Genomic DNA, 12,081 nt, shown 5'->3' with positions numbered 1-12,081 from the left:
CATTTCTATTGTGAAGGTGCTTTTTCTTTATGAGGAACGAAAAGCATGGAGAAATTTATAAGCAAGACTTCCTCTTCGTGAAATTCCTCCACCGTTCAATTTGAATCGCATACAAGCCTTTTGCCATAGTTTGCCTCAAAATAACCGGAACTTAATAATTACCGTTTTTTTACATATAAGATTCCACACTTTCATATCCTATCCCAGTGGGAAAGCATATGCTGCTCAACATTTTCTCCTCAAGGCAGGCTATACGGTTAGAGATAACTTCCAATAAGAAAAAATAAATTTATAATATGTTCAAATAGTAAGATAATTGATATTATATTACTAACAAGAATTATAAGAAGCCATGGAAGAGCAAGGTGAGGCAAAATAACCTCCCTTTTTATTAATGAACAGTTCTCGCAAAGTGCTGAAGAGACAATACAGGAACGAGCGAAGAAATCAATGAAATACAATGGCTATGTATGTGCGGGCTGTGAACTGGTGAAGTTGATGATTTTTAAAGCTGTTATTTTGTAAAGATAATGGTATAAGATAAAAAATTTTTTCCTCAGCCAACTATTTTATATTTTGACACGTCTATTTATATAGAAGGAGAATGAAAGGAAGATACATATGAGGGTGATCAAACGTATTAAATGGCCTGGCTGGGTACTGCTTGTTCTGTTTTTTGGAATCATTTCAGGAGCCATCCACCATTTTACAAGCATGAAAACGGAGGCTTATGTCGAAGTAAATAAATCCCTGACCCATGGCGCCTCCCAGCACATCAAAAAACCAATCGGTGCTCCACAGGAAATAGAAAATGAAAAGGGAGGGATTACTGATCAGGTAGAAGGAAAGACGGAACAAAACCAAAAAGAAGTTTCTGATGGGCAGGGGGAGAAAATCCCCGATACAGTAACGGAGTTTGATCCATCCGGAAAATATGTCGCCCTGACATTTGATGATGGGCCTCATCCAAAAGGCACACCTGCTATTCTGCAAACGTTGAAGGAATATAATGTAAAGGCAACCTTTTTTATGATGGGAATCCAGGCTGAGAAATTCCCAGATATGGTAAAGCAAGTAGCCGATCAAGGCCATGAAATAGGTAATCATACATACAGCCATCCAAATGCAAGGAAGCGGACAACTGCTGAAATGATAGAAGAGGTAAATAAGACGAATGAAATGATAGAAAGGGCTGCAGGCAAGAAACCTGTATTATTTCGACCGCCTTACGGTATATATACGAGCGAGTTACTGGAGTATACAGAGAAGAATGGAATTTCAACGATTCTATGGTCTGTAGACTCACTAGATTGGGAAAGTAAAAATGCTGAAGCGATCCATCAGGTCGTGAAGGAGAATGTCACAAACCAATCGATTATATTGCTGCATGATATATATACGACAACGGCAGAGGCTTTACCGCAATTAATACAGATGCTGCAAAAAGAAGGCTATCAGTTTATCACGGTGTCTGAGCTCCTTGCTATAGAGAAGGAAATGCATAGTGGTCCATATTATGGGGCGAGGAAGTAGGGGGAGTGGAGTTGTCTATCCACTCCTTTTTCTTATGGATACACTCTCTGTTTAAAAAGAAAACTGCTAGTAGAGTGGATAGCTCTTTTTGTTTAGTCTTTCTGTAAGACGTGTAAAATAGTTGAAAGAGAATAGTAAGTATCCGATATAGCTGGGAAAGTTACTTTGCCTCGAAAAAAAACTGAAAAGTAACAATTTATTCTCAAAATATCTATACATATCAATATACTTGCTATTATTATAGGATTATGAACATTATTACCCAAATAACAGGGACGTTTTGCTACTAGAGTAAAACTTCTGAGTCACAGAGAGGGTTTTGCCACTATGGAAGGAAATAGGTTCTTAGTCCCGAATAAAGAGCTTTTATATTTATGGCTATGCCGATTAGCAAAAAAAGTAGAATCTGGTGTTGTCATTTTAGATGCCGACAGTTTACTAGTGAAATATGTAAACGAGTATTTCACCCATATTACGGAATATAGCAGGGAAGAAATAGTCGGCGGGAAAATCAATATGTTGAGTGAGATGCTGACTGAAAAGAAGCATATAGAAGAACTGGAGGAGGTGCTAGAAGCAGGAACTCCGATAAAACGGCGTTTATTTCAGTATAGAAAAGATGGAAGCGGTTTTTGGGGCGATATAACAGTTATCCCCTTTTCTGCGGATGAAAAGAAGGTACAGTTTTATTTCTTTGTCATAAACGATGTCACAGAGGTAGTTCATATGGATACGCTTGTGCAATTAGAGCGGAAGCTGTATTTATCCTTAGAAAAAGATTATCAGCTTTCCCATGTATTTGAACAAATTTGCGATTATGTTTCCACCTCTTTTTATAGGCCCAATAAATGTTCCATCTTTTTAGTTGAGGGTAATAGATTGCAGATTTTAACACAAAGCACCATTCCTGAAGATCTTAAAAAGAGCCTGAATAACCTTGATATAAGCCGTTATATGGGAGATGAAAAGACAAGCCGCTTTTTAAGAGAGCCTGTATTGAGCTCAAATATACAGGAACACGAAGGTTGGAGTGATTTTCATTGGGTCTTAAAAAAATACCAGTTTGTTGCTTCATGGAGTCAGCCGATTAAAAATCATCAGGGGGAGACTGTCGGTATTTTCGCAGTGTATTTTGAAGAACCAATCACTCCGCGTCCATCTGATTACATGTTTTTAGATCGACTCGCTCCTATCGTGACGCTTGCTCTCAAATACTTCAAGCAAAAAAGTGAAATCTTGAAGCTTGCCTTTTATGATGAAAGAACCGGCCTCCGTAATATTGCCAGTTTTGAAAAGGAAATGGCCCATATTGGCGGGCAAAGGGAAAGCGGCGTTATTTATATTATGGAAGCAACAGAACATCAATATATTGTCGATTTATATGGAAGAGTGGGCGGTGATGCCCTGTTAAAGCAGCTGGCGGATCGTTTAGGTGCTATTCCAGGTTTCCAGGAAGCGATTATTGCCCGCTATACAAGCTCCTCCATTATTGTTGCCATTCTAAATGAAGATCCGAACCAGGAAATTTTGCTGCCGCATATAAATGAATTAACGTTTGAGCCTTATATGATTGATGGTAAAAATGTTTCCATTACATTGAAAATAGGAGCAGCTATATTCGAGGGAGAAGTAACAGGAACAATGGCCATTCAGCATGCAGATACAGCACTGTTTTCTGCATCAAAACTCCCCGGTACTGTCCTGCACCTTTACGAGGAATCACAAAGGCATTCTATCGAAAAGGAACTAGAAGTATTAACGCTTTTTGCCAGTGCTCTAAAAAATAAAGAATTTTTTCCGATGCTGCAGCCAAAAGTGGATATACAAACAAGGGAGATTATCGGATTTGAAGCGCTGGCAAGGTGGGAATCTGCTGAAATCGGCTTCGTATCCCCTGCTATTTTTATTCCTGTCGGGGAAAAAACAGGAAATATCCATAAGGTAGACAGAGCTATTTTAAAGTCAGTGCTGGCATGGCAGCGTGAGCGAAAAAAACAGGGGAAACGTCTGTTTCCTGTAGCGGTAAACATTTCAGCCAACCATTTTTATTATCCTGATTTTGTAGAAAATATAGAAAAGCTAATAAAGGAATATGAAATGGATCCAAAGTATTTGATACTAGAGATTACAGAAAGCATTGAACTGGAAAATGTATCATATGCAAAGCGGAATATTTGTCAGCTGCGGGATATCGGCATTGCTACATCGATGGATGATTTCGGTGTCGGCTATTCATCCCTTAGCTATTTGCAGGAACTGCCTTTTGAGGAAATTAAGATTGACAAAAGCTTCACAGATTCTATCGCGGAGCCACGGATGCATGCTGTGGTAAAAACAATTATTCAACTGGCGGCGGATTTAGAAATGAAATCCGTAGCAGAGGGTGTTGAAACAGAAGCCCAGCATCAAGAACTGAAAAAAATCGGCTGTAATATCGGCCAAGGCTACTATTATTATAAACCGATGAAACTAGAAGAGGTTGATTTGCTTCTCTTGCAATATGAAGAAGACCGTGGATAATCCGCGGCTTTTTTCTTTTTCACACTTTAGGCGCTTATCGCATAAGATAGGGCGAGAAATAGGAAGGGAGAGGCGTCGGTGAAAAGGCTACGTCAGATTGTAACGAAGGCGGTCATTGCGAAGGGCAAGAAAAGAACGGAACAGGAGGAGCTGCTAAAGCCTCCTAACACACCGACAAATATATTAGGCTGCTGGGTAATCAACCACCAGTACCAAGCAAAAAAAGTAGGGAACTTTGTCGATGTATCCGGGAAGTTTGATGTGAATGTCTGGTATGCTTACAATAATCATTCGAAAACTGCGGTATACACAGAAACGATTGCATACCGTGATCGCATTAAATTGCATTACCGCGATGATGAAGTAGGCGATTCCAATGATGTGCATGCACGTGTTATTCAGCAGCCTAACTGTATTGAGGCAGTCATTGCACCATGCGGCGAAAAAATTAAAGTGTTGGTAGAGCGTGAGTTTTTAGTAGAGGTTGTAGGAGAGACGAAAGTCTGCATCCATGTTCATCCGCTAGATTTCGAGGAAGAGTGGTCATTTGGGGATGAGAGTACATCCTCTAGCAGCTCAAGCAGCTCAAGCAGTTCCAGCAGCTCGGAAAAGCATATCATTGAATCTTCCTCATTTGATTAAGCAAAAAAGGGGTCTCTCAAAAACTTTTGGGAAGACCCTTTTTCTTGTTATAATGGAGGGTACTACTGAATGTAAAGAGGTTAGATTATGTATACGCCAATGATGCAGCAATATTTGTTGATTAAAGAAGACTACAAGGATGCCTTTCTGTTTTTCCGGTTGGGCGACTTTTATGAAATGTTTTTTGATGATGCCGTGAAAGCATCACAAATTCTGGAGATTACATTGACAGGCAGAGAGGCAGGAGGCAAGGAACGCATTCCGATGTGCGGGGTCCCTTACCACTCTGCAAAGAACTATATTGAAACACTAGTGTCAAAAGGATATAAGGTAGCGATTTGTGAGCAAACAGAGGATCCAAAGCAGGCAAAGGGTGTTGTAAAGCGTGAGGTTGTCCAGCTGATTACCCCTGGGACAATTACGGAAGGAAAGACAATCGACAGTAAAACGAATCATTTCCTCGCTTGTGCGGAACGAATGAATGAAAATGAGCTTGCTTTTGCCTACTTGGACGTTTCGACAGGAGAAGCGCATGCACAAATTATTGAAGGCGGCGTGAAGGAATGTATCCAACAGCTGCAAAGCTTGGCAATCCGTGAAGTTATTACGGCAGAGGGTCTCCAGCTTGAGATGGCGGAGCTAGCAGGAGCAGCAGGTATTGTCATATCGCTCGAACAGGAGGAAATCGGTGTACATACGGTAGAGGTCTATTTAAAAGACGTACCGGAGCAAGTAAAACCGGCAGCACGACGGCTCTTACAGTATGTGGAACGGACACAAATGCGTTCTCTTTCGCACTTGCAGGCGTTTACGTATACGGAAACGAAGCAGTTTTTACGAATCGATACGAATTCAAAACGAAATCTGGAATTGATTCAATCGATCAGAGGCGGTGACCAAAAAGGGACACTCCTATGGCTGCTTGATGAGACAGTAACAGCGATGGGCGGAAGAAAGTTAAAGCAATGGCTTCACCAGCCGCTTGCAACACGTGGTGCGATTGAAGCCCGACTTGCGATTGTCACAGATTTATTAGAGGAATTTTTCTTGCGTGGAGAGCTCCGTGACCTTCTAAAAAGCGTATATGACCTGGAGCGTCTTGCAGGACGTGTCGCCTTTGGGAATGTAGGAGGCCGTGATTTAGCACAGCTCAGAGAATCGCTCCGTCAAGTGCCTGCAATAAAGGCGCAGCTGCTTGAAAGCGGCAAAGAGACATTGGAAAACGTAGGTCATGCCCTTGATACGTGTGAGGACATCGAAGCGTTATTGGCGCGTGCCATTACAGATCACCCACCGATAGCGATTAAGGAAGGGGATGTCATCCGTGATGGCTATAACGAAAGGCTGGATGAGCTCCGCTATGCAGCACGTAACGGGAAAGACTGGATCATGCAGCTTGAGCAGAAGGAGCGCCAGCTGACGGGTATCAATAATTTAAAAATCGGCTACAATCGTATTTTTGGCTACTATATTGAAATAACAAAATCACATATTGGAAAAGCAGACCTGACACGCTATGAGCGCAAGCAGACACTTGCTAACTGTGAACGCTATATTACAGATGAGCTGAAGGAGAAGGAATCGCTCATTTTGAATGCGGAAGAGGAAAGTCTTGCACTTGAATATGATTTATTCCTAAAACTCCGTGAAGAGCTGAAGGCTTATATTCCGCGTGTACAATCCCTTGCCGCAGCAATCAGTGAGCTGGACGTCTTTATGAGCTTTGCTGTCGTGACGGAGAAATACCGTTTCACGAAGCCTGTCTTCCATGAAGGACGATCATTGAAAATCATGGAGGGGCGGCATCCGGTCGTAGAAAAAATGCTCGGAAAGCAGATGTATGTGCCGAATGACTGTATCCTGCCCGAAGAAAAGAACATGATGCTCATTACAGGGCCAAATATGTCCGGTAAGAGTACGTATATGCGGCAAGTGGCGCTGATTGTCATCCTCGCCCAGATGGGGTGCTACGTACCGGCAGCAGAAGCGGAACTGCCGATTACCGATCAAATCTTTACAAGGATTGGTGCAGCAGATGATTTGGCTGCGGGACAGTCAACATTCATGGTAGAGATGATGGAATCTCAGCATGCTATCACCCATGCAACAAAGAACAGCTTGCTGCTGTTTGATGAAATCGGGCGCGGGACATCCACATATGACGGTATGAGCCTTGCCCAGGCAATGATGGAATATATCCATACGGAAATCGGCGCCAATACATTATTCTCTACCCATTATCACGAGTTGACACAATTGGAAGAACAGCTTGTGAGATTAAAAAACGTCCACGTAGCTGCTACGGAACAAAACGGCCGTGTCGTATTCCTGCATAAGGTAAAGGATGGGGCGGCAGATAAAAGCTACGGAGTCCACGTGGCAGAGCTCGCAGAAATGCCGGCGCCTATCATTGAGCGCGCTCGCATTCTACTAGAACAATTTGAGGCACAGGACAAGCCTTGTGCTGCTTCAGCAGCTGCAGAAACAATTATCGTGCCAGAGCCATCCGTAGAACCGGTGCAAAAGGAAGAGGATTTGCAGCTATCATTATTTGCCCCGGTGGACGAGGTGTCTCCGGAGGAAAAAGAAGTGCTTGAAGCATTGGAAAAATGCAATGTCATGGGTACGACACCTATGCAGGCAATGACTTTGCTGTATGAGCTGCAGCAAAAATTAGTAAATAAAAAGTAAGGAGGCGGTCGCATGGGCACCATTCAAATTATGGATGAAGTATTATCGAATAAAATCGCGGCAGGGGAAGTGGTGGAACGTCCCGCCTCTGTTGTAAAAGAGCTTGTAGAAAATGCAATTGATGCAGACAGCACCATCATTGAGGTTTTTTTGGAAGAAGCAGGTCTGACAAGCATTCAAGTTGTCGATAATGGGAAGGGCATGGATGAGGAGGATGCACTGAAATCCTTCTCCCGCCATGCGACATCAAAAATTGAAAAAGAACAAGATTTATTCCGTATCAGAACGCTCGGCTTCCGCGGGGAGGCATTAGCGTCTATTGCCTCTGTTTCGAAGGTGACGTTAAAAACTTCTGATGGAACAAACAGCGGAATTGAACTGTACTTGGAAGGCGGACATGTAAAAGAGCAAAAGCCGACAGCGTTCCGTAAAGGGACGGATATGACAGTGGCACAGCTTTTCTATAATACACCTGCTAGGCTGAAATATTTAAAGACAATCCAGACGGAGCTCGGGCATACAATTGATTTAATCAACCGGCTGGCACTGGGCTACCCGGCGATTTCCTTTAGATTGGTACACAATGGCCAGACATTGCTCCATACGAATGGACGAGGCAATATTCAGCAGGTGCTTGCGGCAATTTACGGGGCACATAATGCAAAAAAAATGATTGCCTTTGAAGGACAGTCAAATGATTATAAAGTATACGGCTATGCAACGCTGCCCGAGGTAACACGGGCTTCAAAAAATTATCTTTCTCTTTTTGTCAATGGCCGCTGGGTGAAGCATTATCTTGTTCAAAAGGCAATTGTAGATGCGTATCATACGTATCTGCCAATTGGACGTTACCCGATTGTGGTCCTTTATATTGAAGGAGATCCGCAGCTGACCGATGTCAACGTGCATCCGGCAAAGCATCAAGTAAGACTGAGCAAGGAGCCGGAGCTGCTTCGTCTGATAGAAGAAACAGTACAAAGAGCAATCCGGGGAGAGATTCATGTTCCAGTAGTAGAAAGAAAGGAAAAGCCTGTGAAACTGCCATCCGAGCAGATGAATATATGGAAACAGCCGGCACTGGATACAGAGAAAATGGACGATATTGTCCAGCGGCTGAATGAGGAAAGGATGATTGTGCGGGAGACTGCTTATGAAAATCCTCCGGCAACTAAGGCACCCCCGGAAAACATTCCTTCTTTTGAACCGCTGCCATCTATAGAAGAACGGGACGAGGAGAATCAATCGCTAGAAGAGGAAGCAACTCCTCAGCCGGTAATTACAGCTCCGCCTGAACCTAGGAAGGAACCATTTCCGCAGTTAGAGGTAGTAGGGCAGATCCACGGGACATATATTGTGGCACAGATGGAAGACGGATTTTACCTGATTGACCAGCATGCAGCCCAGGAGCGGATCAAATATGAGTACTTCCGTGAAAAGGTAGGGGAAGTAAATGCCAATGAACGGCAGGCGCTGCTATTGCCGCTGACTTTCCATTATGCTGCAGATGAGGCGCTCGTCTTAAAGGAGCACGCACATATGCTGGAGCAGGTAGGTGTATTTTTGGAGGAATTTGGGTATGGTTCATTTATTGTAAGAGAACATCCGACATGGTTCCCGAAAGGCTTCGAACAGGAAATTATTGAAGAATTAATCGAGCAGGTACTGGAAACGAAAAAAGCGGACGTGAAGAAGCTGCGGGAAGAAGCAGCCATTATGATGAGCTGTAAAAAATCCATCAAGGCTAACTATTATTTGACGAAGGAGCAAATGGTACGTCTACTGGATGACTTACGTGCAGCGGATAATCCGTTTACATGCCCGCACGGCCGGCCAGTGCTTGTCCATTTTTCCACATATGAAGTAGAAAAAATGTTTAAACGTGTCATGTAAAAGGGGGATATAAATGGCGAGACAAGAAAAGTTTTTCAAAATGAGTGACGGCCAGGAAGTGTATGCAGCGATATATGAGCCTAAACGTACACCTGTACGGGGTCATGTCCATATTCTGCATGGCATGGCCGAGCATGGCGCACGTTATGATGCCTATGCAGAGGTATTGGCGGAAATCGGCTATTTTGTATCCTTGCATGACCACCGGGGCCACGGAAAAACGGTTGACCGGGGTGGGCAACTTGGGTTTTTTAGTGAACGAAAAGGGTTTGAGCGTGTTGTAAGGGATGTTTTTGAGGTCACCCAGCTCGTTCGGAAAGGCCGTGATCTACCGCCGATGATTTTATTTGGGCATTCAATGGGATCGTTTATTGCACGGCGCTATGCCCAGCTTTTCAGCTCCACGATCAAGGCGCTGATTTTATGCGGTACAGGCACGTCTACACCGATGCACGCTGTCGGAAATAGGGTTGCGAATATGCTGGCGCTGACAAAGGGGAAAAAGGTGCGAAGTGAGTTTATGACGGAGATGAGTTTTGGCAGCTTCAATAAATCGATTTTAAATCCTAATACAGCTTACGATTGGTTAAGCCGTGACACAAGTGCTGTCCAGACCTATATTGAAGACCCGAAATGCGGATTTACGCCGACAAATCAATTTTTTGCGGATCTGACATACGGGATTCAGCTAGTCGGAAAACCGTCAGAAAATGCGAGAATTCGGCATGATCTGCCTGTTTTACTCATCAGTGGCAGCGCCGATCCGGTAGGTAATTACGGCAAGGGAGTTTTCAAGGTTGCGGAGCAGCTGAGGGAGGCTGGCCTGGAAAATGTATGTGTTCATATATTTGAAGGTCTGCGCCATGAAATTTTAAACGAAACAAATAAAGAACAAGTTTACGATGTAATAATACGGTGGTTAAAACATGGACAAACAATTTGACGTAGTGGCCATCATAGGCCCTACAGCATCAGGAAAGACAGCATTAAGCATTAAGCTGGCGTCTTTGCTGGATGGAGAAATAATAAATGGAGATGCCATGCAAGTATACAAAAGACTTGATATCGGCACAGCAAAGATTACCGAAGAGGAAATGCAAGGAATTCCCCATCATTTGCTCGATATAAAGGAACCGACGGAAAATTTTTCGGTTGCTGAATACCAGCAGCTTGTCCGGGCTAAAATGAAGGAAATAACAAAACGGGGTAAGCTTCCGATTATTGTTGGGGGTACAGGGCTTTACGTACAGTCGGTTCTTTATGATTTCCAATTTACTAAAGATGAAATAGATGAAGAGGCCCGAAAAGTATATTATGAAGAGCTGGAAAAGATGGGGCCGGAAGCGATGCATGCGCGTTTAGTCGCAATCGATCCAAAGACAGCAGAAACGATTCATCCTAATAATACGCGCCGTGTCATTCGCGCATTGGAAATGGCGGAGCTCAGCGGTACGTCAAAGGCCAACGAGGAACATAACCGCGGTGATATACCGTTGTATAATCATCTGATTTTCGGCCTGGATATGGACCGGGAAAAACTATACGAACGCATTAACTTACGTGTAGACATCATGATGGAAAAAGGCTTGCTCGAAGAAGCGAGAGCCCTTTACGATGAAGGCATCCGTGATACGCAGGCTGTAAAAGCGATCGGTTATAAAGAGCTGTTCGCCTATTTTGATGACAGATGTACGTTGGAAGAAGCGGTAGAAGCAATCAAACAGAATTCCAGACGCTATGCGAAACGCCAGCTAACCTATTTCCGTAACAAGATGGATGTAAACTGGGTAACAGGTGATATAGAAGAAGTAAAAAAGTTTTTCTAGTTTTTTCTTTATTTTGAAGGAATATCTATATTAATGCCGAATAGTACAGTTATAGAAATATAATGACCAGGGGGAGCTCTCGTGAAATCAATGAATTTACAGGACACATTTTTAAATCATTTGCGGAAAAACAATGTTTTCGTAACAGTTTTCCTTTTGAATGGCTTCCAACTTAAAGGCCTTATTAAATCATATGATAATTTTACCGTATTGTTGGAATCAGAGGGTAAGCAGAATCTCATCTATAAACATGCCATCTCTACATTTGCCCCTGCTAAGCAAGTAACACTGAATGCAGAAGAATAGTAATTTCATCGCGCCACTGGCAACCTCCTCTTGTATCCCTTATAATGACAAGGAATGCTGATAGAGGAGGCGAATAGTATGAAAACAATGACAACAGATGAGTTATTGAATCTACTGGATGCAAATGAAGATTTAAATGTAATCGATGTACGTGAGGACTTCGAAGTAGAACAGGGCACGATCCCTGGTGCAAAGCATATTCCACTTGGTGATATTCCGGCACGCGCAGAAGAACTCGACAAGTCAAAGGCTTATATTCTTGTATGTAAAGGCGGCGTACGCAGTGCCAATGCATGTGAATATTTAGAGGAACAGGGCTTTGACGTTACGAATTTAGAAGGCGGTATGATGGCATACGACGGAGAGTTGGAGTTTAAATAATAAGATGAAAGGCACAGCTTTTGCTGTGCCTTTCATCCTGTTGACAAACGCTTTCATCCTGCGTTGCTTGTCTCGCTCGTCCGCTCATGAACTCAGGTTCTATTCGCGTCTTCACTCGTCAGCGCGCCTTGTCTGGCAAGCGTTTTCAAGACAGGCTGGGGACACCATCTCTTTTGTATTAACTAAAAATACGTAAAGACAAAGTCGTAAAAAGACTTTGTCTTCACTCTGGAAGGCCCAGCTTTTTGCTGTGCCTTTTTCTTTTGGAAAAGATGAGAAATCAAAAGACGAT

At 43.1% G+C, this 12,081-nt stretch carries 9 protein-coding genes; all 9 read left to right on the top strand.

What is annotated here, in order from left to right; translation table 11 throughout:
- Nucleotides 1-621 precede the first annotated feature (621 nt).
- The gene (locus BOD01S_RS10725; RefSeq protein ID WP_052124823.1) at nucleotides 622-1,533 is read left to right on the top strand and encodes a polysaccharide deacetylase family protein; all 912 of its coding nucleotides are present in this window, start codon (nucleotides 622-624) and stop codon (nucleotides 1,531-1,533) included.
- 327 nt (nucleotides 1,534-1,860) lie between these two features.
- Nucleotides 1,861-4,053, top strand: coding sequence for a bifunctional diguanylate cyclase/phosphodiesterase (locus tag BOD01S_RS10720; protein ID WP_036154146.1), 2,193 nt, complete (start codon nucleotides 1,861-1,863; stop codon nucleotides 4,051-4,053).
- 78 nt (nucleotides 4,054-4,131) lie between these two features.
- The gene (gene cotE, locus BOD01S_RS10715; RefSeq protein ID WP_036154147.1) at nucleotides 4,132-4,695 is read left to right on the top strand and encodes an outer spore coat protein CotE; all 564 of its coding nucleotides are present in this window, start codon (nucleotides 4,132-4,134) and stop codon (nucleotides 4,693-4,695) included.
- Between the two features lie 87 nt (nucleotides 4,696-4,782).
- The gene (mutS, locus tag BOD01S_RS10710; protein ID WP_036154150.1) at nucleotides 4,783-7,386 is read left to right on the top strand and encodes a DNA mismatch repair protein MutS; all 2,604 of its coding nucleotides are present in this window, start codon (nucleotides 4,783-4,785) and stop codon (nucleotides 7,384-7,386) included.
- A gap of 12 nt (nucleotides 7,387-7,398) precedes the next feature.
- Nucleotides 7,399-9,276: a DNA mismatch repair endonuclease MutL gene (gene mutL / locus BOD01S_RS10705; protein ID WP_036154152.1), complete on the top strand. Its 1,878-nt coding sequence runs from the start codon at nucleotides 7,399-7,401 to the stop codon at nucleotides 9,274-9,276.
- A 13-nt stretch (nucleotides 9,277-9,289) separates the two neighbouring features.
- Nucleotides 9,290-10,219, top strand: a complete 930-nt coding sequence (locus BOD01S_RS10700; RefSeq protein ID WP_036154153.1) for an alpha/beta fold hydrolase — start codon at nucleotides 9,290-9,292, stop codon at nucleotides 10,217-10,219.
- The gene (gene miaA, locus BOD01S_RS10695) at nucleotides 10,203-11,102 is read left to right on the top strand and encodes a tRNA (adenosine(37)-N6)-dimethylallyltransferase MiaA (RefSeq protein WP_036154155.1); all 900 of its coding nucleotides are present in this window, start codon (nucleotides 10,203-10,205) and stop codon (nucleotides 11,100-11,102) included. Before BOD01S_RS10700 ends, miaA begins: the two co-directional genes overlap by 17 nt.
- An 81-nt stretch (nucleotides 11,103-11,183) precedes the next feature.
- Entirely contained in the window at nucleotides 11,184-11,408 is a 225-nt protein-coding gene (gene hfq, locus BOD01S_RS10690) for an RNA chaperone Hfq (RefSeq protein WP_036154156.1), read from the top strand.
- 78 nt (nucleotides 11,409-11,486) lie between these two features.
- Nucleotides 11,487-11,789 carry a rhodanese-like domain-containing protein gene (locus tag BOD01S_RS10685; protein ID WP_036154158.1) on the top strand — a complete coding sequence of 101 codons (303 nt, stop codon included), beginning with the start codon at nucleotides 11,487-11,489 and terminating at the stop codon, nucleotides 11,787-11,789.
- Nucleotides 11,790-12,081 lie beyond the last annotated feature (292 nt).

Origin of the sequence: Lysinibacillus odysseyi 34hs-1 = NBRC 100172 (assembly GCF_001591965.1) — a bacterium.
Classification (GTDB): Bacteria; Bacillota; Bacilli; order Bacillales_A; family Planococcaceae; genus Lysinibacillus_B; species Lysinibacillus_B odysseyi.
The sequence above is the reverse complement of the archived record's forward strand: the minus strand, read 5'-3'. Positions and strand labels throughout refer to the sequence as shown.

What these genes read in the sequence shown, in the direction of transcription:
- BOD01S_RS10725 (WP_052124823.1), top strand. Translation starts at nt 622, where the DNA reads ATGAGGGTGATCAAACGTATTAAATGGCCTGGCTGGGTACTGCTTGTT.
- BOD01S_RS10720 (WP_036154146.1), top strand. Translation starts at nt 1,861, where the DNA reads ATGGAAGGAAATAGGTTCTTAGTCCCGAATAAAGAGCTTTTATATTTA.
- mutS (WP_036154150.1), top strand. Translation starts at nt 4,783, where the DNA reads ATGTATACGCCAATGATGCAGCAATATTTGTTGATTAAAGAAGACTAC.
- mutL (WP_036154152.1), top strand. Translation starts at nt 7,399, where the DNA reads ATGGGCACCATTCAAATTATGGATGAAGTATTATCGAATAAAATCGCG.
- BOD01S_RS10700 (WP_036154153.1), top strand. Translation starts at nt 9,290, where the DNA reads ATGGCGAGACAAGAAAAGTTTTTCAAAATGAGTGACGGCCAGGAAGTG.
- miaA (WP_036154155.1), top strand. Translation starts at nt 10,203, where the DNA reads ATGGACAAACAATTTGACGTAGTGGCCATCATAGGCCCTACAGCATCA.
- BOD01S_RS10685 (WP_036154158.1), top strand. Translation starts at nt 11,487, where the DNA reads ATGAAAACAATGACAACAGATGAGTTATTGAATCTACTGGATGCAAAT.